Origin of the sequence: Methanobacterium veterum (genome assembly GCF_000745485.1) — an archaeon.
Classification (GTDB): Archaea; Methanobacteriota; Methanobacteria; order Methanobacteriales; family Methanobacteriaceae; genus Methanobacterium_D; species Methanobacterium_D veterum.
The window spans coordinates 241971-266802 of sequence record NZ_JQJK01000009.1 but is presented as its reverse complement, the minus strand read 5'-3'; the positions used below and the strand labels follow the sequence as shown (position 1 = coordinate 266802).

The following is a 24832-nucleotide window of genomic DNA, read 5'->3' as shown; positions in this document are numbered from 1 at the left end:
ACTAATTAACTGTTAACTGATTTAATATATTTCTAGCATCTTAGTTATGCCATACATATTCCACTAATTTTCCTGTTAATATGCTGTTTAAAATGTTTAAACAAAGTTTAAAGCTTTTTATAGCCGAAATATATATAATACATTTTAAAAATACTCATTTTAGCTATAAACCCCTTTTTCCAAAAAGTATATACTATCCCGTTATAAATTTAAGATCAAATGTATTAAATTATCAAAAATCAGGAATTTTTTGACAGTTTAAAACAGGATTTGTTTTTAGGAGTTTCTTGTAAATGAGGGGTTAAAAATGGACTACAATGAACTTGGAAATAAATTAAAGGAAATCTTGAAATTAGAAAATGATCCAGTTGCTATAAAATGGTCTGTAAAAGAACCGAGGGATATTGAAAAGGAAGAATGCAAATCTAGATTTTGCGCCAAAGTAGACAAAGCTATGCAAGGTGAAACATTTTATGCAACTGCTGAAGAAGAGGAATGTATGGGCGGTGCAAGATATTCTGGACTTAAAGACCCGAAAGAGTTCTGTCAAAATTCTTGAATTTTGACGTTTACGAAACTGAAAGTTTCGTAACAGCAAAAAATGAAATTTTTTGCATGCACCGAAAATCTTCGATTTTCGAGTGTCCTGCAAATATGCAAAGCGGTGCATTTCTAGTTCCCATGGGAGTTTACAAGAATACCCCTGCAGTTCAACGTTCATGGAAAAATAATTTAAATGTAGAATGCGGGATTTTTAACGCTGTTATATTTGCCCCGCTTGTAAAGGCCGAATTTGAACCTGACGTGATATTTGTAATCTGCAGTGCAAAACAGGGAATGGAAATACTCCACGCAAATGCATACGATTCTGGTGCCCATGGAATAGGTGCTGATTCAGGGCCAATATGCAGTTCAATGGCTGCAGTTCCTTATATGACTGGAAAAGTCACCTACGGTTTTGGAGATGTGGGCTCAAGACAGCATATGGATATTAACCCCGAAGATATCATGGCTACTATACCTGCAAGTGAATTGTCCCGTATAATGTCCAATCTAGAAGAAATGAGAACTAAAAAATTCTTCAAGGAAACGTGATATTAATTTATTCGCTCATGTCCCGGTCTGTGTACATTTATATTTCATGCTATTGATAACTGGTTAATTTAAATTAAAAATTTCAAGGTGTCAGACCATTTGTTTTGTGAACATTCAAAATATGAGCGAATTTATTTTATATTCTTAATTTATCAAAAAACTTTTAATTTTGCAGAATTCAGTTTTTCAAGAAAAATCATACCACTATTTCAATAAAAATCAGAATTTTCAGTAATTAAGTAGTCAATTTTGAAAGTATTTATACTCATTTATTTTATACATAGTTATGTAAAGCTACTTAGTTACATTTACTCGGAGGCAATCAATGTTTAAAGATGAAAAATGTACTCCTGATGTCAAAAATGGAGGACAATTAATGTACGAAAATCAAAAATATGCTCTTAAAATCAAAGAAGTTACTAAAGAACATCACAGGTGGATGGAAAATAGTATAAACTTAATTGCAAGTGAAAATATAACCAGTACAGATGTAAGGGAAGCTCTGGCATCGGATTTATCCCACAGATATGCAGAAGGTTTACCTGGTGAAAGGCTCTATGAAGGCTGCGAATACATAGACGAGATTGAAAATCTAACAATTGACCTATCTAAAAAACTGTTTAATGCTGAACATGCCAATGTACAGCCAAATTCAGGGGTTGTTGCAAATTTAGCCTCATTTTTTGCCCTTACAAATTATAATGACCTCCTCATGGCTTTAAATGTGCCTGTAGGTGGCCACATAAGCCATGCTGAAGTTAGTGCTGCTGGAATAAGAGGTTTAAGGATTAAATCACACCCTTTTAACAGCGAAACAATGAACATCGATGCAGATGCAATGAAAAAAGAAATTATAAAAAATAAGCCAAAAATGGTTCTTCTTGGCGGTAGTTTATTCTTATTCCCTCACCCAGTAGAAGATGCACGTGAGGCCGCAGACGAAGTAGGTGCAAAAGTTATGTACGACGGAGCACACGTACTCGGTCTTATAGCTGGAGGCCAGTTCCAGGATCCTCTTAAAGAAGGAGCAGATATCCTTGCTGGAAGTACTCACAAAACATTCCCAGGTCCTCAAGGTGGTATAATCCTTTGTAAAGAGGATATAAAAAACAAAATAGATACTGCTGTATTCCCTGGAGTTGTAAGTAATCATCACTTACACCATGTAGCTGCTTTAGGCATAAGTATGGCAGAAATGCTGGAATTCGGTAAAGATTATGCATCGCAAACCGTTAAAAATGCTAAAGCTCTGGCACAAAGCCTTTATGAACTTGGTTTTGATGTCCTCTGTGAAGACCTCGGATTTACAGAATCCCACCAGGTCGCTATGGACGTTAAAAAAATAGGCAGTGCAGCTAAAATGGCAAAAGATATGGAAGCTAACAACATCATCCTTAACAAGAACTTACTCCCATGGGACGACCGTAAACGGACCGATGATCCATCAGGTATAAGGGTTGGTACACAGGAAATAACCCGCCGTGGATTAAAAGAAGCTCAAATGGAAGAAGTTGCAGAGTTCATCAAAAAAGTAGCCATGGAAGGTAAAGACGTTAAAGCTGAAGTTACAGAATTCATGAACCAGTACAACACTGTACACTACTGTTTCAGAGAAGATTTAGCTTACAAATACATTGATTTCTAGAAAGAAATCAATTATTGTTCTACTTTTTTAACATTCAATCAACACATTTCTACTTTTTTAAACTTTTTATACTCTTTCTGTCAATTCAATTTCTCAATTCAAACCTAAATCAAATTCTCAATCAATATCTAATTTTATAAATATTACTTTCCCCATATATTGAACAAATTACAAACTTTACGATTTTAGTATAATTAGAGGAGATCAGATGAAAATAGCCTTTGGAATTACAGGAGCAGGTCACTTACTTTCAGACAGTGTGGAATTAGTGGAACAGTTAATGACAAAGCATGATGTAACTGTTTTGCTTTCAGCCGCTGGCGAAGAAGTTCTTAAAATGTACGGACTTTATGAAAGAATAGAAACAATAACCGGCGGATACTACAATGAATTAATCCGAGAAAAAGACCAACGGTTCAGTTATCCTATAACAGGACGATTTTCACTGGGAAAATATGATCTTCTCATTGTATCCCCTGCAACTTCAAATACAATTGGAAAAATTGTAAGTGGTATTGCAGATTCACTGGTTACAAATGCAGTCGCACAATCTGGAAAAGGCGGCATTAAAACATGTATAATCCCCGTAGATCTTGAATCAGGGGATGTTGAAACTGTACTGCCATCCAAACTGGAATTAGATACATGCCAAAAATGTGAGCCATGTGCCGCTGCAGCAGCTTGTCCCGGCAATGCAATAACTCCAGGGGTTGAAATAGATCTCCTTAAATGTGAAGGCTGTGGTGCATGTGCAGCAGCATGCCCCTTTTCAGCGATTTCAGCTGGGAAAATAATCACTATCCACATGAGGGAAATTGACATTGAAAACACCAAAAAACTCTATGACTTTGAAGGTATAGAAGTTTTAGGGCATCCTTCTGATTTAAAAAAGATTTTTTAGAGTATTATTTAAGAATTACACCAATACAAATCTTTATTTTCTATTTTGCAGTTTTTATATTAAATTAATGGACAGCAAACAAAAATATTAATTTTTATTAAATCTCTTTTCCAAATATTATAACAGAATCTATATAATATAAATCCCCATTTTTCGAAAATTTTTAAGACGGTGCTAATATGGCAAAAGAAGATTCACTTAAAAAATATCGTGAAAAAAGAGATATTGAAAAGACTCCCGAACCATTTACAAGTGAAAAAGTTTCAGATAAGCCAAGATTTGTAGTGCAAAAACATGATGCAAGTAAACTACATTATGATTTCAGGTTGGAAGTTAACGGTGTTTTAAAGTCATGGGCAATTCCCAAGGGACCTTCTACAGATCCAAGCCAAAAAAGGCTTGCAGTCCCAACAGAAGACCATCCCCTGGACTATATTGATTTTGAGGGAGTTATTCCTGAGGGAAATTACGGCGCAGGCACTGTAATTGTCTGGGATACTGGTACTTACAGGAATTTAAATAAAAAAAAGGGGCATGAAGTCAATATGGAAGAATCCGTTAATAATGGGCACGTAGATATCTGGCTTGAAGGCCATAAACTTAAGGGAGGCTATGCACTTATACGTACAGGAAAAGGAAACAGAAAATTCTGGCTCCTTTTAAAAAAGAAAGATGATAAGATAGATACAGGCGAAGACATCCTGATTGATCAGCCGGAATCTGTATTAAGTGGTCGTACCATCGAGGACATAATATGAAAAATATGTGAAAAATGAATAAGTTTTTAAAAGTTTAAAAACAAATATGATAGCTAGGAGGTAATGCATTGGCCGAATCAGAAAATAGAGATTTAAATTATCTTAAGGGTGAACTGGAAAATGGTGATTGGAGAAGAAGAGAAGATGCTGCAGAACTTCTTGCAGAATTAGCAGATCCCCAAGCTGTAGATCCTCTAATTAAAGCATTGAAAGATGAAGATTGTCATGTTAGAGAAGCTGCTGCTTTATCGCTTGGCGTTTTCGAAGATAAAAAAGTTATTGCCCCCTTAATTGAAGCATTGGATGATGAAAGGGCAAGCGTTCGGTATGCTGCCGCAGTAGGCCTTTCTGGAGCTGGAGATGAGAGCGCCATAGATCCACTTGAAAAAGCGTCTAATGATGAAAACCCTGTGGTAAAAAAAGTTGCTCAGATGGCTCTAAATTCAATAAAAGAAAGACAATAGAACCAACCTATTACTTATTTTTAAATTTATTTATTTATTTGGCATTTTCACACGTAAAATCCAGTTCATCCCCTATTTCAGTACATGATGACTCAATAGTACCTTCTTCCATTTCTATGACATATTTTGCTGGCTTTTTAGGAGTATAAGTTTTCCATGGATCGATTGAAACTACATCGACTACTTTTCTATCAGCATCTGCAAAAATTATATCCAGAGGAAACCTTACAAAAAACATATGGATTGCTGAACCACTTCGACTTCTAGTATTTGGAAGTTTTAAAATTAATCCGCGCTTAAGTTCTTTTTTGAACATTGTTCCCCTTAATCTTGAGAAGAATGTATCTGCAATTTCACTTTCACCAAGTACAGTAGATTTAGTTCTGTTTATTACCATAAGATGTTTACTATTTGGATAATTCTGCATTTCAAAGCCTCTTTTTGTAAATTAAAGTTATATACATATTTTTAATAATCATATAACATTTATCATAAGTATTAAATTTTTTAGATTATTTTACTCTATTCTTTATTAGTAGGGTAAGAATATATTTAAATATCTTAAAAAATAAGAACATATGAGATCACGGTTACTTTGACTTTACATTTTATGACGTATTTGTATAGTTAAAAGGGAGGACATTTATGAAAAAAAATATTTTCGTTGAAAAGCTCATTCAAAAACCAATTGAACAGCAAGAAATAGAGATAGTAGAAAGAAAAGGTATAGGACACCCAGACAGTATCAGTGACGGAATAGCAGAATCCGTAAGTAGAGCTTTATGCAATGCATATATCGAGCAATTCGGAGAAATAATGCACCATAACACTGATGAGGTTCAGATTACAGCAGGAGAATCAGACCCAGTATTTGGCGGTGGAGACATAATCAAACCTATGGACATCCTCCTTACAGGAAGGGGAATAGCCGAGTTCCATAATGAAAAAAATGGAAAATTAGAAATAAAGAAAATGGGTCTTGACAGAATAGCAATAGCCGCTGCAAAAGAATACCTAAGAGAAAATATAATAAACCTCGATGTTGAAACTGCTACCGTCGTAGAATGTAAGATAGGGCATGGATCAGGTGACTTAACAGATGTATTTAAAAGAAAAGGAGAAGCTCCTTCATCCAATGATACATCCTTCGGTGTAGGTTACGCGCCATTTTCAGAAACAGAAAACATAGTACTTGCTACAGAAAATCTCCTGAACTCTAGAGACTTTAAAAAGAAATATCCTCAAGTAGGTGAGGACATTAAGGTTATGGGGCTTAGAGACGATAACCATATCGTGCTTACAGTTGCTTCAGCTATGGTTTCAAAATATGTTAATGATCTTGATCATTATATCGATGTAAAAGCAAAAGTACACGATGAAGTACAGAAACTTGCCGAAAAGTACACAGAAAGAAATGTAGAAGTTTACATAAACACTGCAGATGTTCATGACCCAGAAAATCCTTCAGTTTATCTGACTGTTACTGGAACTTCCGCAGAAATGGGTGACGATGGTTCTGTAGGACGTGGAAACCGTGCTAACGGATTAATAACACCTAACAGACCTATGTCAATGGAAGCAACTTCTGGAAAGAACCCAATAAACCACGTGGGTAAAATATACAATCTCCTATCAAATAAAATTGCAAATGATATAACTGAGAACGTTGAAGGGGTAAAACAGGTACATATAATGCTTTTAAGCCAGATAGGAAAACCAATTAACCTTCCAAAGGCTGCAAGTGTTCAAATGATTCTGGAAAATGGATACCAGCTTGAAAATGTTAACAAGCAGGTAGAAGAAGTCACAGATTACTGGTTAGAAAATATAACAAGCATAACTGACATGCTCGTGGCTGGTAAAATCAGGACTTTCTAAACAAATTTTAAGTGAAAAGGTATATACAATGTATGATGCTTGAATATACCTCCTTAATCTCTTTTTTTAGCGAATAAGTTTTATATAACCTATATTTTAAATATAATTAGCATAATTTCTAGTAATAGAAAATTTATTTTATAAACATTTAAATTTATAGCGTATAGACCAAATATAAAGTTTCTATGATAGATTTAACCTTTTAAATAAGTTTATTTCTATTTAAATAGTTTAATATATACATTTAGCATATCATGAAAGTTAATTTCTTATAAATTTAAAATAAGTAAATATTTATATTTACTTAGTACAATATTACCCCGTGTGAACTTGATAAGATTAAAAGGGGTGAAAAATTGAAAAGGCAACTATTAATTTTAATTATTTTTTCTATATTAACCTTGATAACGTGTGGAACAGCTTCAGCATCACCCGATTTAGCGGTAACTTCTGTAAATGTGACAAGTAATGTTTCACCAGGCAGTACAGTAACAATAAATGATACTGTGACTAATCAAGGTGATCAAGCAGCAAATGGATTCACTGTAGGCTATTACATACAGGATGAATATGCTGTAGTTAAAAAACCTGCTAGTCAGCGTACTGCGGCCATTTATGAAGATAAAGTAGTCTGGTCTGATTACAGATATGATCAATTAGGAGCAGATATTTACTGGAAAAATATCACAGGCACAGAAGACGGTTATATTTCCACTTTTAGTGGCGGTCAGGCCAATCCTGCAATTTACGGAGACGTAATTGTATGGCAGTATAACTACAGCGGTACTTGGACTATTTTAGGTTATAAAGTCCCAGGCAGAGATGATCCAATTGATCCAAATGTACCAGATATATATCGATTATATACAAGTAATGAGAATCAGATAAATCCTCAAATTTACAATGATAAAATAGTCTGGCAGCAGTATAACTCAACCACCAAAAATTGGGACATATATCTATATGACTTCTCAATTACAGGGGATATTGCAATGCCTAAAGGAAAATGGACCGTCCAGATAACAAAAGACGGTGCTAACCATATTAATCCATATATTAATGGAAATTACATTGTATGGCAGCAAGATAATGGAGACGGTATCTGGAATATATATACATATGATCTTTCTACAGGAGATATAACTCGAGTATGTCAATCTTCAGAAAACCAGACTAATCCTGCACTTTATGGAGATAACGTTGTTTGGCAGCAGTACAATACAACCAGAAAAAACTGGGACATATATATGTACGACCTTTCTAAAGATCCTGCGGATGCTGAAACCCAAATAACCAATAATACATCCAACCAGATTAATCCTGCAATTTACGGGGATAAAATAGTCTGGCAGGACAACAGAAACGGGAACTGGGACATATACCTGTACGATTTAACTCTTGGGATCGAAAGACAGCTAACTATAGACAAAAAGAACCAGATAGACCCTGCTATCTATGATAACAAAGTCGTTTGGACTGATGATAGAAACGGTAATGAAGACATATACATGACAGATGACCTCACATTAGAACCTGAATATACTCGTTACATTTCAAGTCTAGCAGCCGGAAAATCAAATAGTGCACTGACAAATATAACCTTACCATCTGATTTAAAAGCAAACGTCAATTATTACATAATAGCTATGGTGGATGCAGCGTACGATAACAGCGTTTCTGAATCTAACGAAAACAATAATATAAAATTCAGCGGTGCAATGATTGTACCTGATGCCGACCTCACAATGCCTTCAGTATCTGGGCCTGCTACAGCTCAAACAGGCGGATCAATGATAGTAGTAAATACTGTGAAAAATATAGGGACCAAAAACTCAAATCCAGTCCACGTCTATTTCTATCTCTCAAAAGACGGCACTACACTTGATAAATACTTAGGATCTCGATATATATCAGGAGGCCTCAAAGCCGGTGCATCCAGTACATCGTATACAAATCTTACAATTCCATCCAATATCTTTGGAAGCTATTATATCATAGCAGTAGTTGACCCTCTAAATGAAACATGCGAAACAAACAAATTAAACAATATAGTGGCATCTTCAACTACTACAAATATATGTACTCCAGATCTTGTTATTACATCAATAAGCACCGGGACAACCACATACAAAAGAGGAGACAAAATAACCATCCAAAACACAGTGAAAAACCAGGGAAGCTCCACATCAAAAGGTTTCTATGTTAACTTCTACCTCTCAAATGACAGCACCATTACCACATCTGACACCTACCTAGGACAAAGATACATATCAGGAGGTCTCAACGCGGGCATATCAAATATAGAATACACAAACTTTACAATCCCATATGATGCGTCTGGAAATTACTATATCGGGGCGATAGTTGACTCAACCAATGCAGTATTTGAATCAGACGAATCAAACAATATAAAAGCATTCTCAACTACCATAGAAGTATGTTCACCTGATCTTGTTATTACATCAATAAGCACTGGGACAACCACATACAAAAGAGGAGACAAAATAACCATCCAAAACACAGTGAAAAACCAGGGAAAAATTTCATCAGGAGGATTTTATGTTAACTTCTATCTCTCAAATGACAGCACTATTACCACATCTGACACCTACCTAGGACAGAGATATATCTCAGGTCTTAACGCAGGTGCATCAAATACAGAATACACAAACTTTACAGTCCCATCCAGCCTATCGGGAAGCTATTATATTGGAGCAATAGTTGACTCAACCAATGCAGTATTTGAATCAGACGAATCAAACAATATAAAAGCCTATTCAAACACTATAAACGTAGTCCTTCCTGATCTTGTAGCTTCATCAGTAAGTGCAGGATCAACTTCGTACAGAAGAGGAACTACAATGACTATTAAGAACACAGTGAAAAACCAGGGAAAAATTTCATCAGGAGGATTTTATGTCAAAATTTACATCTACCGAAACTATAAAGGCAAAATAACTTCCACATACCTTGGTAGACGATACATTAGTTCACTTAAAGCAGGGGCATCAAATACAGCGTACACTAAATTAACTATACCTTCAACTATAGCAAAAGGACTTTACTACTGTAAGATGGTAGTCGATTCAGAAAACAATGTAGCAGAGTCAAGTAAATCAAACAATGCAATTAGCAGCGGAACATGGGTGAATATATTTTAAATCAGGGATCTCAAGCTAGCTTGAGAAAAGGGGCAAATACCTCCCCCTAAATTCTTTATTATATCCCTCAATATTTTAATTTTTAAAATAATATATATTAAAACTAAATTTAAACTTTTTTTAAAGGTAAATATAAAAAATTAGCATATAATTACAAATAAATCTTAATTTTAAGCTAAAATTTTTCAGTATAATACCTATGTCTCTAAAGACATAGGTAAATTACTTAATTAATGGCCATCCACTCAATCTTCCCAAAATGAGAGTGGCAATTCATCCTTTTTTATAACTTATTAATAAGCTTTTCGGTAAAATTATAATTTTTATAAGAATTGACGCCCCATTTGAGAGTTCAAACAAGAGGGTGATCGGGGCGCCATAATTAGTATAGTGATATTATATAAAAATTAGTAGGTGTAACATCCCCCCGGAGGCGATACGATCAGTATTAAAAATAGTATCGTTGTAATAGGGGATGCACTACTAGTTAAGATTAAAGGTATTTATATCTTTTTCTATTTCGCAAAAAAAATACTATTACCTCAAAAAATATGCGTTAACTTTTAAATATCTGCGAATCAGATATAGATCAAGAATAAATTAATGAAAAAAATGTAATGAAGTACAAAAATTTTTACAGAAAACTGATTCTTATATTTAATTTATAAATACCGCAAGGAGAATGAAAATGCCAATAAAAGAGGCCAAGAGATCATACGATACAAAGCTTATAGAAAACGATATTCAAAAGTTTTGGAATGAAAACAGTATATATCAAAAAACAGATAAATTAAGAGAGAATAGCCCTAAATTTTCATTTTTAGACGGCCCTCCTTATTGTAGTGGTAAAATACACCTGGGAACTGCATGGAATAAGACCATAAAAGACACTTTTTTACGCTTTAAAAGCATGTCAGGTTTCAACCTGCGTAGACAGGCTGGATGGGATACTCACGGACTTCCTATAGAACATAAAGTAGAAGGATTACTCGGTTTAAAAAGTAAAAAGGAAATTGAAACTAAAATAGGAATTGCCAATTTTGTAGAAAAGTGTAAGGAATTTGCAATCGAAAATAAGGCCCTCATGACCGAACAATTTAAAATGCTGGGCGTATGGATGGACTGGGATAACCCTTATGTTACTTTTGATACCAAATACATGGAATCCTGCTGGTGGACCCTGAAGAAAGCAAATGAGAAAGACCTTCTTATAAATGACCTCCGAGTTATAACATGGTGCCCTCGATGTGAAACAGCACTTGCACTTGCAGAAATCGATTATGAAAATAAAGAAGACCCTTCCATTTATGTTAAATTCCCATTAAAAGAGTCTGAAAACGGCAATGAATACGTGCTTGTATGGACAACAACACCATGGACTCTCCCTGCTAACATGGCAGTATGTGTACATCCTGATTTTGATTATGCTTATGTTGATATTAACGGCGAAGTTTATATAATGGCAGAAGCCCTTGTTAGCTCTTTATTTGAAGATCAGGATTATGAAATTCTTAAAACAGTGAAAGGTAGTGATCTTGAAGGTCTTGAATATCAACACCCACTTATAGATGAAATACCTGTCCAAAAAGAATTTACGCACAAAATACTTCCAGGAGAACATGTAACTTTAACAGAAGGTACTGGTTGCGTTCATACCGCTCCAGGTCACGGTCCAGACGACTTTGATATTGGTAAAAAATACGGCTTACCAATATTCTGCCCAGTAGACGAAGCAGGGCTTTTTAAAGAAGAAGCTGGAAAATATGAAGGTGAATTCGTAAAAGAAGCTGACCCTTATATCATAGCTGATTTAGATGTGCACGGTTTACTCTTTAAAGAAGGGGTAATTGATCACAGGTACGGATTCTGCTGGAGATGTAAAACTCCCATTATATACCTTGCAACACAGCAGTGGTTCCTTAAAGTTACAGACATTAAAGACAAAATGTTATCAGAATTAGACCACGTGGAATGGGTTCCAGAATGGGCTGGTGAAAGCAGGTTCCGTAACTGGGTTGAAAATGCAAGAGACTGGACAATATCAAGGCAGAGATACTGGGGAATTCCAATTCCAATCTGGAGATGTGAAGACTGTGGAGAAATAACAGTTATAGGGTCCATCGACGAGTTAAAAGAGAAAACAGTTAAAGGAACTCTCGAAGGAGATTTCATACACAGACCTTATGTTGATGAAATTACAATCCAGTGCGAATGTGGGGGAGACATGAACCGTGTCCCTGACGTTTTAGATGTATGGATAGACTCAGGAGTAGCAGGATGGGCAGCTCTACATTATCCAGAAGAAAAAGAAATGTTTGATGAATGGTTCCCTTACGATTTCATAACAGAAGGACATGATCAAACTAGAGGATGGTTCTATTCACAATTAGGGTGCGGAGTAATATCTTTTGACAAAGCACCTTATAAAAAAGTTTTAATGCACGGATTTACCCTCGATGAAGAGGGAAGAAAGATGAGTAAATCCCTCGGAAACGTAGTAGCACCAGAAGAAGTCATTGAACAATACGGAGCAGATATATTGAGATTTTATCTACTCTGGGGAAATAAACCATGGGAAGACCTGAAATTTACATGGGATGAGATTAAAAACGTTCAGAAAATGTTCAATATTCTCTGGAATGTTTATGTATTTTCAACTACCTACATGGCAATAGATAATTTCAACCCAACACTGTACACTGAAAAAGATCTTAAATTAAGAGATGAGGACAGATGGATAACTTCACGTGCTAATTCTCTTGCAAAAGAAGTAACAGAAGCTTTAGATTCTTTATATCTCCATAAAGCTACAAGGGCTATAAATCATTTCATACTGGAAGATTTAAGCAGATGGTATGTTAGACTTATAAGAGGACGTACATGGGTTGAAAAAGAAGATCCTGATAAATTAGGGGCTTACTTTACACTTTATAATGCTTTAAAACTTCTAATTAAAACAATGGCCCCAATAACTCCACATATTACCGAAGAAATCTACCAGAATCTCATAAAAGGAGTGGAAGAAGATGCTCCTGAAAGTATACATATGGAAGACTGGGAATTCAATGAAGACCTGATTGATACAGAATTAGAAGAAAATATGGATATCGTCAGAGATATCATAGAAGCATGTGCAAGGGGAAGAGATGTTGCAAGGTACAAACTTAGATGGCCAGTAAGTGAAATTGTAGTTGTTTCTGAGGACAAAAAAGTTTTAAGCGCAGTTGAATCCCTTAAAGCTGTCATAATGGAACAGGCCAATACAAAAGAGATCATAGCAACAGATGAATTTGAAAACCTCAAGATAATTGCAAAACCTAATTTAAAGACCCTTGGACCAAGACTCAGGGGCGATGCACCAAAAGTAATGAAACATCTCACAGAAGCCGACGGATCCGAGATAAAAGCAGTTTTAGATGCTGAAGGAAGTTATTCTGTTGAAGTTGATGACAGAACCATAGAACTTGGTGTTGACGATATCCTATTTGAAACTGAACTTCCAGAAAATCTTGTAAGTGCAGATTTTGATTCTGGAAATGTATTCATAAACACAGAAGTCACAGAAGAAATATTATCCGAAGCAATGTCCAGAGAACTCATAAGAAGAGTTCAAGATATGCGAAAAGACCTTGACTTGGATGTTGAAGCCAATATTCAGGTATTTGTAGAATGTGATGAAGGCTTCAAAGAACTAATTAAACCATTCTTTGACTTTATCTCCAATGAGGTACGTGCTGAAAAACTGAGTTTCGAGGCACAGGAAGGAGATTATACAAAAGAATGGAAGATTGAGGATGAAAATCTCAAAATTACTATCAAAAAGACATAATAATGTTAAAATGTTTTTTTGATCAAACACTCAAAAATTCTATGAATTTTTGGTGCTTGCAAAACCTTTAGTTTTGCAGCCGTGAAAATTGAAACATTCGAAAACCTACGGTTTTCGATGCATCAAAATTTGTAATTTCGATAGATTTTCACATGCCCCGAAAATCTTAGATTCGCCGGTTTGAAAGGTGGAAGATTGAGGATGAGAACCTTAAAATAACCATTAAAAAAACAGAATGAGGTAAAAAAACCTCAAATAACTCTTAAAAATATACAATAATTAAATATAATAACTGCAGCGTGATATCATGACCCTAACAGATTCAGAATGTAAATTTGTAAAAAAAGAATTGGGACGAGACCCCAATTCATTGGAGTATGGTATGCTTGATATAATGTTTTCAGAGCACTGCTCCTATAAAAGCAGCCGTCCTATTTTAAGATTATTCCCGAACGAAGGTAAACGTGTCATTCTTGGCCCTGGAGACGATGCGGGAATTGTTGAACTAACAGATGAACTTGCACTTGTTATTGGAATGGAAAGCCACAACCACCCATCAGCAATTGAACCCTATGGGGGCGCTGGAACAGGTATTGGGGGAATAATTAGAGATATTATTTCAATGGGTGCTAAACCAATCGCATTACTTGATTCATTAAGATTTGGACCTCTTGAAGACCAAAAATCAAGGTACATATTTGAATATGTGGTAAAAGGAATTTCAGACTATGGAAATAGAGTAGGGATCCCAACTGTCGGTGGAGAAATCGAATTTGATGATAATTTCAAATTTAACCCACTTGTAAATGTTATCTGTGCAGGGCTTGTTAAAAAAAGCGATATTGTACTGGGTTCTGCCCCTAATGTAGGCGATATCTTTGTCCTTATGGGAGGTACCACCGGAAGAGATGGAATCCATGGTGTGACATTTGCATCTGAAGAGCTTACAACCGAATCTGAACTTGAAAGCAGGCCTGCAGTCCAGGTAGGGGATCCTTTCACTAAGAAAATGGTTATGGAAGCTACATTTGAAGCACTGGATAAAATTGACGTGGTCGGGCTTAAAGATTTAGGCGGCGGCGGTCTAACATGCTGTGTTTCAGAAATGGCCGCTAAAGGCGGAAACGGGGCTGAAGTAGAACTTACAACGATTCCACTTAGAGAAGAAGGAATGACACCCTATGAAATAATGCTTTCCGAGTCCCAGGAAAGAATGGTTTTTGTTGTAAACCCTAAAGATGTGGACGCGTTAATGGAAATATTCAATAAATATGAACTTCCAGCAGCAGTTATTGGCAAAGTCACAGATACCGGCAGGTTAGTTTTGAAGAAAGAAGGAGGAATTATAGCAGATGTTCAAACAGAACTTCTCTCAGATCCTCCAGTTGTTAACAGGGAATCATGTAATCCAAAAGAAGAAGGATGCGGACCGTCTGAAACTGCTGAATATCAAGAAGTAGAAGATATCGATTCTCAGGAAGCTCTTCTCAAACTTCTCTCTTCACAGAACATTGCAAGTAAAAGCTGGGTTTACAGGCAGTACGATCACGAAGTACAGATTAGAACTGTTATTAAGCCTGGTGATGATGCAGCAGTTCTTAGAATTGATGATAAAAAAGCTATTGCACTTACATCAGACTGTAACAGTATACACACCAAACTCGATCCATACCATGGAGGAGCAGGAGCAATTGCAGAAGCCATAAGAAACGTTGTTTCTATGGGTGCTGAACCGGTGTGTGTTGTTGATTGCCTGAACTTCGGAAACCCTGAAAAGCCAGATGTTTTCTGGCAGTTTAAAGAATGTATCAAAGGAATGTCAGATATTGCAAATAAATTTGAAACTCCTGTAATAAGCGGTAACGTTAGCTTTTACAACGAAACTGAAGGAGTAACTGTAAATCCTTCCCCAGTTGTGGGTGTTGCAGGACTAATGGATATAAAAGACATTAGAACCATGGATTTCAAAAATGAAGGCGATAAGATCATATTAATAGGAAAAACTTATCCCGAGCTTGATGGTTCCCAATACCACAAAGAAGTCTTTGATGTTGTCCAGGGAAAATCTCCAAAGGTGAATATGGACGCCGAATTTGAATCTGCAGAGGCAGTTCTAAAAATAATCCGTGAAGATGAAAATGATGCTGTAACAGCAGTTCATGATTGTTCAGCTGGAGGAATAGCCGTTGCAGTTGCTGAAATGGCAATCTCAAGTGATCTTGGAGCAACCGCGGACATTTCAAAAGTGCCCAAAGATAATGATATGAGCGATGCTGAAGCACTATTTTCAGAGTCCAATGCAAGATTCATTGTTACAGTTAAAAGCGAATATGCCGATGAAATATTAAGCAAAATAAAAGCTCCTGCAGCAGTTATCGGAGAAGTTGGAGGTAAAACTTTAACTATTAACCAGAATCTGATAAATGTAGATATTGAAAATCTCAAAGAATCATATTATGGAGTAATAGAAAAATTCATGGCTTAATTTAAGCATGATACAAAATTTTACGGCCTGATGATATGGAAAAAGAAAATTTCAGACAGTTGATTCATGCATCAGGTATTTTTATTGTTTTTGTAAATATTTTTTTAAGCCCCATCATTGCCATACTCACGTGTATAGCAATTGTGATTATTGTAGAAGCTATTTTTAGAATCGATGAAAATAGAAAAGTATTCTTCTTTTCTTTTATTTTAAGGAAATGCAAACGAAAAAATGATGAACGCGGTTTTGTCTATTTCTTTATTGGAATTATACTGACACTTTACTTATTTAAATTTAACATAGCCATCGCCAATGCTGCAATATTGATTTTCTTACTGGGAGATTCTGCATCAACCATATTCGGAAAAAGATTTGGAAAAAGACCATTACCCTTCAATGAAAGAAAAACTGTAGTGGGAACATCTACATTTTTTATTGTGGCATTAATCAGCGCATTAACTCAACTTCCACTGATTCCTGCATTAGTTGGAGCAGTATGTGGTGCTATAACTGAAGCATACAGCCCTATAGATGACAATATTCCAATTCCAGTGATAGCTGGTATTGCAATGAGTTTAGTAGTATACCTTATATAGTAAAGAGATGAAACAATTAATTTCAATATGGAAGTAATCATGATATACAATGAATAATTAAATTAAGCCGGTGAAATATTGCGTCTAAACAAGTTAAACATCATTGGAATCATTATGATTCTTTTTGCAGCATTACTTGCTGTTACAAGTTTCCTGGACAGTACCATCCTAACAATTACATATCATCTTATGGAAGGGTCATCTAAAGGCAAATCTATGATTCTTTTTGCCGTTATGGGCAGTATATTATTATTTTACCCTTTATTCCAATCAAAAGGATTAATTGGAAAGAGAATATCATCACTGAGCCCTAGCTTAAAAATAGATGCCCAAAAATATCTTAAATTTACCATAATAACTATATTCTTTACATATATAGTTGGACTGCTCATTGAAGTCTGGATAAGAATAAAACTTGGCGTGTCCCTTTTCACCATGTTCGTGTCTTATAATGGAAATGAATTCAGCACAACTGCATTAACACATAGTCATGCGTTTAAATCAGTTTTAGGCTATGTAATTCACTCGATGGGAATACACGTTTCTTCAACTATAAATACAGGAGTCCCACTGGCACAGTATACTGTTCCATTCTCACTTATCATCTTAATTACATTCCCGCTGATTTATATAGCCGGAATTATTGCACTGAGCGAAAAAAGAGACCTTTATAAAGTGCTGCTCGCATTTTTCCTGACCCTATCACTTATTACAATGCTTGATGGAGGAATGCTTGATTACCCTGCATGGATTGCTCTTGCTGGTCTCCTAATAATTTATTATATCAGCAAAAAACCTTTTTCACCGCGAGATTTATATAAGCCAGCTCTCATAATGGCCTTGATTATTATTCTCAGGGTTTCAATCAGCGTATTTGGATCTAATACTGATTTCCATGAATTAACAATTATAGACCCTGTAGACAACATAAGCCTAAATGGTTACGATGTTTTAAGTATTCAAAAAGAAGGAAATAAAACAATAGTTGAATTACCTGGGGATCTATCTGATAAACCGCTTTTACTCAAATTGATTCCTGATTTAAAAGGCCAGTGCAGCGGATTTGCGCTTTCATGGAATTATAAAGCTTGGGTGTGACTCAATCCTGCAGAAATTTTATTTTTGGCCTGAATATTCCACATTAAAATAAGATTTTACATGCTACCTTGTGGTAAAAATTAATTTAAAAAAAACTAAAAAACAGAAGAAATAATATTATTCAAGATAAGTTTCACTGATATTTTTTCCCATTTTGATCATGCGTTCATTGAATTCAATGAACTTGCTTAAAATCTCTTCTCGACGCTCTAAAACTAGCCTAACCAGTTGATATTCAGTGGAGATTCTTAAATCTTTAAAGAACACAGATCCAGTATCTCTTATAACCACTATATCCCCTTCAGCCACGCGCAGCCTGTAAGAAGTGTTAGCGATGATTTCTATTTCATCTCCATCCTTTGTATAACTATTTACTATTTCTGCAATTCTATTCAGCTCATCATATATCCTGCTTTCAATCTCCAAGCGTTCTTCATGTAATTTTTTAAGATCTTCAGACATGATACCACAAGAATAAATTTATATTAAAAATATTTAAATCTTTGTTAAATATTTAAGAAATAATTAAAATTAAAAGCTATAGCTATTATTTATACGCTAAAACAGATTTATTATTATATATTTTAAAATTTTGTGGTCTAACTATAATTTAAAAATCCTGTAATCCATTTAAACTATCAAAATATTAAATTTAAGATATAAATAAGAATTTAGAGCCTTATAGCCCTTTCATGTCTAAAGTATGTTACAGCCAGTGCAAAAATTAATGTAGACACTAAAATCGCAGGAATGAAAAAAAACATAATATTCCATGGGACAGCTGGAGTTGAAGATAATTTAACCATTAAAACTGTGGGAATAATATTTAAAATTCCTTCAAGATACGGCATTTTTATAAAGAGAGGCATGAAAAAGACAAATGTTGCAAACATTAAAGCAAGCGTTATAGCTGAATTTGCTTCTTTAGTACTGTCAACAAGCATTGAGATCAATATTCCAATCCCTATAAATGCTAAACCGACGAAAATGAGCATGAAAATTAAAACAAATACATTATAAATAGGAACCCCAAGTAAATTCAGTAAAATGATCCATGCAATACTCTGAACCAGCGAAAATGAAAGGATAGGTAAAATTTTTCCAATTACTACCATTGAACTTGAAATAGGGGTCATAAGCAGCATTTCAAATGTTTTCCTCTCTTTTTCCCCCACAATACTATCTGTTACTATGTTACTTGCAAGGAAAAATGGAAGGAGAAGAACAAATGGAACTATGAATCCATACATTATTTCCACAAAGTAAGAAGTATTTAAGGCTAATTTCGCTATGTTATCCTCATTAATATTTATTTGATTTAAAATCACAGGATTTTCAATTTTCTGGATCATTTCTTTACTTATTCCTGCAGATTGCAGTTTCTTTTCTAATTTAAACTTATTTACAGCATCACTTATCTTTTCAGATACTATTGGGTAAAAAGGATTAGATGTATCTGATTGAACAACTATATCCTGTTTTGGAGAAGATGAAACCGTAACTACTGCAATTAATTCTGATCCAAGCAATTTATCAGCTTTACTCATATTTTTGAAATAGACTACATTTAATTTTTGGGCACTTAGATCATTTGCAATTGTTGAATTTTTTAAATCTTCAGAAATTCCCACTGTAAGATGGGATGTAACTCCGAACTTATCCAGAAGCCCAGGATCAGTTATAACAGCACTCCCTACCCCTAAACCAAATGCTCCAAGAATTATAAATATCTGAACAAAAACAACCATGATGTAAATTCGGTTGGTTAATATATCTTGAGCTTCTTTTTTTGCAAGTGCTATTACCTTCATTTTATCTCCTGTAAATTATGAATGATTAAATTCATATGTACATCTTTTTAGTTAATTTTCCTAAAAGCCCGGTGGCTTAATATGTACATAAAATTCATATTTAATTCGCCTTTGAAATATTCTTAATACCCAATAATTCAAGGGCCAACCTTACTATACCTGGCCTTGGCCCAAACATTATATCGTCTCTTTCAAAGAGTTTTATTGTAATCCAATACGATATGGCGCTTATAATAAGTATAGAACTGATTGGAATCATTAAATCTGTCATAGAGACGGAATCGCCTGAAAACAGCCGCATTACAAGGGTCATTGGAGAGATGTTAGCTGCGGCTGACTTACTTGAGATATAAGCAAGGGCAGGGATCACGAGAAATCCGACAATCCCAATATAAATAAAGCTTAATCCAATCCCTGCCTCTTTATAATTCTTAGAATATGCTGCTATGACACTTGTTATCCCTACGATCGGAATAGAGGTTAATATAATCACTAAATAAACTAAAATAGGATTTTTAAGGTCAAAACCTGCCACTAAAAGTATAAGAATCCATAGTGCTACTTGAACAGCTATTACTAAAACTACTGCCAAATTTTTTCCAATTATAATTTCTCCATGGCTCAAAGGCATTGCTATCAATATTTCTCCTGTTTTTCGCTCCTTTTCACCTACAATACTGTCTATGATCATATTTCCAAAAAGGAAAAGGGGAAGAAAAAGTAGTATTGAAACCATCATTTTTTTAATAAGCTGTAATGGTAAGGACTCTCCTTTTTTTTCCTCCCTAACATCTGGTTCAATTGTACTTGTGGAAGGGACCAGTGAACTTATCCATTGATTAGAGATAGAAGAAGAAATAGCTTTAGCTGTAGAATTTACCTCCTCAGTCACCACACTCCTCTTCGGATCGGCATAATCAACAAACAGATTTAAAGTGATAGGTTGGAAAGTATCTATTTTACCGATAGAATTTTCAGGAACAATCAACGCAGCTGTGGCCTTACCACTTTTAACCTGGTTTACCGATTCATTACTTCCGAGTGGAGTTATACCAAGAACTTCGTGATTTAATTGTTTTTCAAATAAGCCACTTGTATCTGAAACGCCGATTGAAGCGAAGTTTGTCAAAGAGGGAGACAATGTAACACCGTTTTCAGATTCTATATTGCCAATGAACATGTTTAAGAAAACTATCATTAAAACTAAGACAGAAAGCTGCATTAAAAAGATCATCAAAAACTTTCTGCTCGAGAGGGTATTTTTAAACTCCCATTTAGTTATAGTTGAAAATCTCATAATAAAACCCTGAAATATCTATTTCACAGCATGAATGAATACATCCTCAAGTGACGGCTCTTTAGTATTTACAGATACTACATTATGTCCAATCAGGCTAACTATGTCTGAAATATCTTCTTTAGAATTTAAAGATACTTCCAGATTTTTACCCTTTAAGTTTACATTTTCTACAGAATTAAAATTAAGAACTTTATCAGTATCTATATCTGCATGGTTCATTTTTATCTGGAGTATAGTTTGGCCGTGAATCTTTGCCTTAAGATAATCAGGAGTGCCCATATCCCTGATTTTACCCCCACTTAAAATCGCGACCCTATCACAAAGCGCATCAGCTTCTTCCATGTAGTGAGTGCACAAAATTATGGTCTTCTCACCTTTAAGGCCTTCTATAAAACTTCTAATTGAAAGTGCAGTAGCAGGGTCCAGTCCCATTGTAGGTTCATCAAATATAATGATCTCTGGATCATGGATTAAAGCCCTTGCAATACCAATTCTTTGACGTAATCCCTTTGAAAATGTGTTTATTTTATGTTCTGCACGATTTTCCATTCCTACAAGCTCAAGAAGCTCATAAACTCTATCGTTAAGCTTTTCTTTTGGGACTCCATAAAGTTCACCAAAATATCTAAGCAGATCGCGTGCTTTAAACCTTTCATATAAATTTGGCTCCTCTGGAAGGTACCCTATCATTGATTTAGTTGTAATTGGATCTTCCAGAACATCGTGTCCACCAACGAAAACCGTCCCCATATCTGGTTTCAATATACCACATATTATCCGTATTGTAGTGGTCTTTCCAGCCCCATTTGGCCCTATGATCCCTAAAAGCTCCCCTTTCTTAATATTCAGGCTTAAATTATCTAATGCCTGTATTTCACCAAAATATTTAGTGAGGGAGTCTATTTTAATCATATCTTCTTTTAAGTCCAAAGTCTAACCCCTTAAAAACCTTGTTTTTATGTTCGGAAATTCATAGAATTTTCCTCAACTTAGCGTTTGAAAGTTAATTCTTAATTTGTACTGTTTAACTATTTAGAGATATTGATTAGATGTGTTATCAATATTAATAGTTTATACAAATCTGACAAACAGAAAGCAACTCCTTGTTTAATATTTGATACTATCCAACTTTTTATTGCAATATTTAATCAAATAATAACTTTAAAAGTGGTAACACAAAACATTAATAATAAAAAATACTTAAATTATCTTATTTGTAAAAAACGTTCTTCAAGTGTATTTCTCCTTAATTAGATTTATAAAAGCGTGGTAAAATGGAAAATGAAAATAAATATAAGAAAGCCGCTTTTGCAGCAGGCTGTTTTTGGGGTATTGAAGAAACCTTTAGGACTACAAAAGGTGTCATATCTACTGCGGTAGGTTACATGGGAGGTCATACAGAAAATCCGACCTATGAAAATGTTTGCTCTGGAAGAACTGGCCATGCGGAAACAGTAGAATTGACCTATGATCCTTCAGTAATCACCTACAATGAATTACTGGATATTTTCTGGAAGATCCATGACCCCACAACGCTTAACAGACAGGGGCCAGATATAGGTGAACAGTACAGATCTGTAATTTTCTACTACGACAGCGAGCAGGAAAAAGCAGCACGTGCTTCAAAGGAAGAACTTCAACAATCTGGTATGTATAATCAAGATGTTGTAACCGAAATTGTACCCGCAGATAAATTCAAATTTTACATGGCTGAAGATTACCACCAGCAGTATTTGAAAAAAAGAGGACGCAGCAGCTGCAGGTTCTAAAAAATTTGAGTATAAAAGAGTTAACTAATTTGTTTTTTAATATTTTTATAACTTCATTTTCTTTTTTCCGCAGCTTAGCGAGACCGTCCAAAAATCGATGATTTTTTGAGTGATAGAGTTAATACAAAATAGTGATTTTTGACATAAATTACAAGTGTATTACAAAAATACTATTTAGGAAGAACTTAGATAATTTCCAGACATACATTGCAAGTGTATAACGAATTAATTCAAAAATACTGGTTTTCAATAAGTACAGTCTCTGCCACTTAAAATTACTCCAAATAATTTTCCACTATGGCATCAACTATACACGGTGCATTCCATCCTACGATATCTACAGCAGCTTCTTCAAGCTCAGGAGGTACATTTTCCATACCGTAAGGCCTGATGACAATTATGGGCTTTTCTAATTTATTTGCAATGTCTATTTGCTTCTTTATAATATCTTTATACTTATTGTACAGCCCTGAAAGAATTATTACAATCCCTACAGGCATTATCTGTTCTTGAAGCTCTTCTCCAGTGATCTTATCTTTTTCAAGTATCCCATAGTTTTTAAACTCAAAATCATGTGCTGCTGCCAATTTCTCAGTAAACGTGTTATATTCTTCCTCATTTTGACCTATATGGCTTATAAATATGTTATATAATTTTGATTCTGATTCAAACATTTCATCTACCTACAATTTAATGATAATGATCATTAATAGAAATTATGGATAAAATTAGTAATTTATTTTTTGATTTAAAAATAGAAATACTTAAAATCTAAAAAGAGGTAAAGGGTTTAAAACGATCTTCACCTCTTAAACCGTAGCTCAGCCCTAAAGAATCATGGATTTAACTGCATGTATTATACAATTAAATAATTATATCCATAAGCTCTGTAAGGAACTGTTTTCCACTTTCCGTTTTGGTATAGTTGAACTGATCTGTGCCTGCTGGAATAACTTGTCGCGTATTGAATTACTCTTGATTTGTAGCCTGCAGCTTTGAATTTATTGTTTAAATATGCACTGTATGCCCAACAATCACCTGCATGGTATTTAACTAAACCAGAAGCAGTACTAACTCCACTTCGGTAGCCGTATCCTGCAGCTGATTTCATAATTGAGTTTAATTTTGGGTCGCTGAATGTATCTGCTTTACCGCTTGATGTATAAGATGAACTACTGGAACTTGATGCTGCTTTAACTGTACTGGTTTTGTATTTATAATAATATTTCCAGGTATATTTCCAAGTGTACTTCCATGTGTAGTACCATCTACCGTGGGATTTATACCAATGTTTATACCAGTGTTTGTACCAGTGCTTATACCATACTTTAACTTTTACACTGGACGCTGCATTCACCTTCAAAACGTCTTTGTGTTCGTTTAGACCAATTTGAGCATTATCATCCGATGCACTTTGGTCCGATGCCCCCACCGCAGAGGGCAAAATGCTTATTGCCATAGCTACTGCTATTAGCAAAGCATACATAGATTGTCGCTTAATTATACCGCCTCCGTGTCCAAAAGTATTAATACACCTACGTAGTACTTCTTGGACAAAACAATAATCAACTTACAGCATATATAAATGTTTTGGTTTTTTTGTCGAAAAAAAGCCCTTATAACTCTCTTTTTTAGATTTAAGACTCTCTTAAAGTGTATTTAAATGTCGAATTACAGATTAGTGCGTTTAGTTTGTATTTTTACTAAATTAGCTCTAATTAAACCCCATTTGGAAAAATTGTCACTAATTGATGCTATTATACATCTAAATTACACGTTCAAATTATGTATAGTATTTACTATCAAGTTCATTCATACATATAATCCCTATAAACACATAAATGACAAAAATACAATCTAAAATACGCTATTTACAGAATTAACCATTAAACACATGTTATAACAGAAATGATACAAAATTTCATATTTTCCAAATTAACAGAAAATTTTATTATTTAAAATGCCCTTCCAAAGTCGGATTTATAGTACAGTCAACCACATAAAACTATAACTTACATACAATCATATACATAACTACTTTT

General features: G+C 34.7%; 20 protein-coding genes. 13 read left to right on the top strand and 7 right to left on the bottom strand.

The features are described from left to right. Positions 1 to 307: 307 nt before the first annotated feature. From EJ01_RS18025 to EJ01_RS04615, 6 genes are all read left to right on the top strand, one after another. Positions 308 to 559: a DUF169 domain-containing protein gene (locus EJ01_RS18025; protein ID WP_331275698.1), complete on the top strand. Its 252-nt coding sequence runs from the start codon at positions 308 to 310 to the stop codon at positions 557 to 559. Beyond that, positions 556 to 1095 carry a DUF169 domain-containing protein gene (locus EJ01_RS04635; RefSeq protein ID WP_331275699.1) on the top strand — a complete coding sequence of 180 codons (540 nt, stop codon included), beginning with the start codon at positions 556 to 558 and terminating at the stop codon, positions 1093 to 1095. Before EJ01_RS18025 ends, EJ01_RS04635 begins: the two co-directional genes overlap by 4 nt. Before the next feature lie 376 nt (positions 1096 to 1471). Next, a complete protein-coding gene (gene glyA / locus EJ01_RS04630; RefSeq protein ID WP_048081570.1) occupies positions 1472 to 2740 on the top strand; it encodes a serine hydroxymethyltransferase in 1269 nt (422 codons plus the stop codon). A gap of 208 nt (positions 2741 to 2948) precedes the next feature. Next, the gene (locus tag EJ01_RS04625; RefSeq protein WP_048081533.1) at positions 2949 to 3641 is read left to right on the top strand and encodes a dihydromethanopterin reductase (acceptor); all 693 of its coding nucleotides are present in this window, start codon (positions 2949 to 2951) and stop codon (positions 3639 to 3641) included. A gap of 179 nt (positions 3642 to 3820) precedes the next feature. Then, positions 3821 to 4399 (top strand): DNA polymerase ligase N-terminal domain-containing protein, encoded by a 579-nt coding sequence (locus EJ01_RS04620; RefSeq protein WP_048081532.1) that lies wholly within the window; start codon positions 3821 to 3823, stop codon positions 4397 to 4399. Between the two features lie 68 nt (positions 4400 to 4467). Next, positions 4468 to 4863: a HEAT repeat domain-containing protein gene (locus EJ01_RS04615; protein WP_048081531.1), complete on the top strand. Its 396-nt coding sequence runs from the start codon at positions 4468 to 4470 to the stop codon at positions 4861 to 4863. Between the two features lie 34 nt (positions 4864 to 4897). Here EJ01_RS04615 and EJ01_RS04610 read toward each other — a convergent pair whose 3' ends face one another. Then, entirely contained in the window at positions 4898 to 5290 is a 393-nt protein-coding gene (locus EJ01_RS04610; protein ID WP_052375843.1) for a DUF192 domain-containing protein, read from the bottom strand. Positions 5291 to 5508: 218 nt separating this feature from the next. Here EJ01_RS04610 and EJ01_RS04605 point away from each other — a divergent pair, with 218 nt between their 5' ends. The 6 genes from EJ01_RS04605 (at position 5509) to EJ01_RS04580 (ending at position 17910) form a co-directional block, all read left to right on the top strand. Then, the gene (locus EJ01_RS04605; RefSeq protein WP_048081530.1) at positions 5509 to 6741 is read left to right on the top strand and encodes a methionine adenosyltransferase; all 1233 of its coding nucleotides are present in this window, start codon (positions 5509 to 5511) and stop codon (positions 6739 to 6741) included. Positions 6742 to 7097: 356 nt separating this feature from the next. Further along, the gene (locus tag EJ01_RS04600; RefSeq protein WP_048081529.1) at positions 7098 to 9902 is read left to right on the top strand and encodes a CARDB domain-containing protein; all 2805 of its coding nucleotides are present in this window, start codon (positions 7098 to 7100) and stop codon (positions 9900 to 9902) included. Between the two features lie 688 nt (positions 9903 to 10590). Then, positions 10591 to 13731: an isoleucine--tRNA ligase gene (gene ileS / locus EJ01_RS04595; protein WP_048081528.1), complete on the top strand. Its 3141-nt coding sequence runs from the start codon at positions 10591 to 10593 to the stop codon at positions 13729 to 13731. Between the two features lie 307 nt (positions 13732 to 14038). Next, positions 14039 to 16216, top strand: coding sequence for a phosphoribosylformylglycinamidine synthase subunit PurL (purL, locus tag EJ01_RS04590; RefSeq protein WP_048081527.1), 2178 nt, complete (start codon positions 14039 to 14041; stop codon positions 16214 to 16216). A 35-nt stretch (positions 16217 to 16251) separates the two neighbouring features. Further along, positions 16252 to 16812 (top strand): diacylglycerol/polyprenol kinase family protein, encoded by a 561-nt coding sequence (locus EJ01_RS04585; protein ID WP_048081526.1) that lies wholly within the window; start codon positions 16252 to 16254, stop codon positions 16810 to 16812. Positions 16813 to 16890: 78 nt separating this feature from the next. Continuing rightward, positions 16891 to 17910 carry a hypothetical protein gene (locus EJ01_RS04580; protein ID WP_048081525.1) on the top strand — a complete coding sequence of 340 codons (1020 nt, stop codon included), beginning with the start codon at positions 16891 to 16893 and terminating at the stop codon, positions 17908 to 17910. A 117-nt stretch (positions 17911 to 18027) separates the two neighbouring features. On the opposite strand, the gene EJ01_RS04575 is transcribed toward EJ01_RS04580, so the two are convergent. The 4 genes from EJ01_RS04575 to EJ01_RS04560 form a co-directional block, all read right to left on the bottom strand. Continuing rightward, positions 18028 to 18372 carry a hypothetical protein gene (locus tag EJ01_RS04575; protein WP_048081524.1) on the bottom strand — a complete coding sequence of 115 codons (345 nt, stop codon included), beginning with the start codon at positions 18370 to 18372 and terminating at the stop codon, positions 18028 to 18030. Between the two features lie 209 nt (positions 18373 to 18581). Then, positions 18582 to 19721 carry an ABC transporter permease gene (locus EJ01_RS04570; RefSeq protein WP_048081523.1) on the bottom strand — a complete coding sequence of 380 codons (1140 nt, stop codon included), beginning with the start codon at positions 19719 to 19721 and terminating at the stop codon, positions 18582 to 18584. Positions 19722 to 19821: 100 nt separating this feature from the next. Then, positions 19822 to 21018: an ABC transporter permease gene (locus EJ01_RS04565; protein ID WP_048081522.1), complete on the bottom strand. Its 1197-nt coding sequence runs from the start codon at positions 21016 to 21018 to the stop codon at positions 19822 to 19824. Positions 21019 to 21036: 18 nt separating this feature from the next. Then, positions 21037 to 21951, bottom strand: a complete 915-nt coding sequence (locus tag EJ01_RS04560; RefSeq protein ID WP_331275700.1) for an ABC transporter ATP-binding protein — start codon at positions 21949 to 21951, stop codon at positions 21037 to 21039. A gap of 344 nt (positions 21952 to 22295) precedes the next feature. Between EJ01_RS04560 and msrA the strand changes: the two genes are divergently transcribed. Beyond that, positions 22296 to 22790, top strand: coding sequence for a peptide-methionine (S)-S-oxide reductase MsrA (gene msrA / locus EJ01_RS04555; RefSeq protein WP_048081521.1), 495 nt, complete (start codon positions 22296 to 22298; stop codon positions 22788 to 22790). Positions 22791 to 23065: 275 nt separating this feature from the next. Here msrA and EJ01_RS04550 read toward each other — a convergent pair whose 3' ends face one another. Continuing rightward, entirely contained in the window at positions 23066 to 23464 is a 399-nt protein-coding gene (locus EJ01_RS04550; RefSeq protein WP_048081520.1) for a TIR domain-containing protein, read from the bottom strand. 182 nt (positions 23465 to 23646) lie between these two features. Then, positions 23647 to 24276 (bottom strand): hypothetical protein, encoded by a 630-nt coding sequence (locus tag EJ01_RS16360; RefSeq protein ID WP_052375841.1) that lies wholly within the window; start codon positions 24274 to 24276, stop codon positions 23647 to 23649. Positions 24277 to 24832: the final 556 nt, after the last annotated feature.

Excerpts from the sequence above, each read along its gene's own strand:
- EJ01_RS04570 (WP_048081523.1), bottom strand. The coding sequence starts at position 19,721 with ATGAAGGTAATAGCACTTGCAAAAAAAGAAGCTCAAGATATATTAACC.
- EJ01_RS04575 (WP_048081524.1), bottom strand. The coding sequence starts at position 18,372 with ATGTCTGAAGATCTTAAAAAATTACATGAAGAACGCTTGGAGATTGAA.
- msrA (WP_048081521.1), top strand. The coding sequence starts at position 22,296 with ATGGAAAATGAAAATAAATATAAGAAAGCCGCTTTTGCAGCAGGCTGT.
- EJ01_RS04610 (WP_052375843.1), bottom strand. The coding sequence starts at position 5,290 with ATGCAGAATTATCCAAATAGTAAACATCTTATGGTAATAAACAGAACT.
- EJ01_RS04565 (WP_048081522.1), bottom strand. The coding sequence starts at position 21,018 with ATGAGATTTTCAACTATAACTAAATGGGAGTTTAAAAATACCCTCTCG.
- EJ01_RS16360 (WP_052375841.1), bottom strand. The coding sequence starts at position 24,276 with ATGTATGCTTTGCTAATAGCAGTAGCTATGGCAATAAGCATTTTGCCC.
- EJ01_RS04625 (WP_048081533.1), top strand. The coding sequence starts at position 2,949 with ATGAAAATAGCCTTTGGAATTACAGGAGCAGGTCACTTACTTTCAGAC.
- EJ01_RS04620 (WP_048081532.1), top strand. The coding sequence starts at position 3,821 with ATGGCAAAAGAAGATTCACTTAAAAAATATCGTGAAAAAAGAGATATT.
- glyA (WP_048081570.1), top strand. The coding sequence starts at position 1,472 with ATGTACGAAAATCAAAAATATGCTCTTAAAATCAAAGAAGTTACTAAA.
- ileS (WP_048081528.1), top strand. The coding sequence starts at position 10,591 with ATGCCAATAAAAGAGGCCAAGAGATCATACGATACAAAGCTTATAGAA.
- EJ01_RS18025 (WP_331275698.1), top strand. The coding sequence starts at position 308 with ATGGACTACAATGAACTTGGAAATAAATTAAAGGAAATCTTGAAATTA.
- EJ01_RS04585 (WP_048081526.1), top strand. The coding sequence starts at position 16,252 with ATGGAAAAAGAAAATTTCAGACAGTTGATTCATGCATCAGGTATTTTT.
- EJ01_RS04605 (WP_048081530.1), top strand. The coding sequence starts at position 5,509 with ATGAAAAAAAATATTTTCGTTGAAAAGCTCATTCAAAAACCAATTGAA.
- purL (WP_048081527.1), top strand. The coding sequence starts at position 14,039 with ATGACCCTAACAGATTCAGAATGTAAATTTGTAAAAAAAGAATTGGGA.
- EJ01_RS04550 (WP_048081520.1), bottom strand. The coding sequence starts at position 23,464 with ATGTTTGAATCAGAATCAAAATTATATAACATATTTATAAGCCATATA.